General features: G+C 71.2%; 1 protein-coding gene. It reads right to left on the bottom strand.

The features are described 5' to 3' along the window. Positions 1-973 (bottom strand): diacylglycerol kinase family protein (locus ASF38_RS08370; protein ID WP_200914461.1); only part of this gene is annotated, 973 nt, incomplete at both ends.

Here is a 973-nt window from a genome sequence, read left to right as displayed (position 1 = left end):
GATGGTGACCTTCATGCCCGGGAAGCGCAGTGCCTTGATGCCGGACACGAAGTACGCGGCCCAGCCGACCTTCTTCTTCAGCTCGTCGTTGACGCCGGTCATGATCATGGCGTCCATGCCGAGGCCGGCCATGACCAGGAAGCTGGTGTCGACCCCGCCGTCGGTCGTGAACCGGGCCAGGTCGATCGCCTTGTCCTGGCCGCCGAAGGCGACCTCGAGCGCGTCGCGCGGGTTGAGCGGGACGCCGAGGTTGCGGGCCAGCAGGTTGCCGGTGCCGTGCGGGATGATCGCGACCGCCACGCCGGTGCGGGCCGCCTCCTCGCACACCGCGCGGACGGTCCCGTCGCCACCGGCGGCGACGATCAGGTCCACGTCGGCCTCGAGGGCGGCCTGCGCCTGCCCGTAGCCGGGATCCTCCACGGTGGTCTCGAACCACAGCGGCTCGTTCCACTCGTTCTGGTCCGCCACGAGTCGCACGCGCGTCTTGAACTCCTCGACGTCGGCGACCTTCGACGGGTTCAGCACGACGGCGGCACGCTTGCGTCCGGTCCCGGTGAGCACGGCGAGCTCCGAGGGCAGGCGGCTGGCGTCGGTGGCGACGACCAGCCAGAGGGCCACGGCCACCAGGGCGCCGAAGGCGAGACCCGCCGTGACGTCGGTGAGGTAGTGCACCCCGAGCAGCACCCGGTCGGCCGCGGTGACGAGTGCGAGCAGGGTCCAGAGGGAGAGCAGGATGCGACGCTTCCAGCCGCGGCCGGTGGCCACGATGGTCAGCATCGCCAGCACGGTGAACAGCACCCCGGCGCCGGCGGCATGGCCGCTCGGGAACGAGTACCCGCCGATCTCGTGGACCGGATCCTCCCAGGCCGGACGGGGTCGCGCGAAGACGAGCTTGACGAGTGCGTTGCCGCCGATGGCCACCACACCGCTCAGCACGACCCAGATCCCGATGCGCCACTCGCGGCGCCCGAAC

Origin of the sequence: Aeromicrobium sp. Leaf272 (genome assembly GCF_001422865.1) — a bacterium.
GTDB lineage: Bacteria > Actinomycetota > Actinomycetes > Propionibacteriales > Nocardioidaceae > Aeromicrobium.
This window is presented reverse-complemented; position numbering and strand designations above follow the sequence as displayed.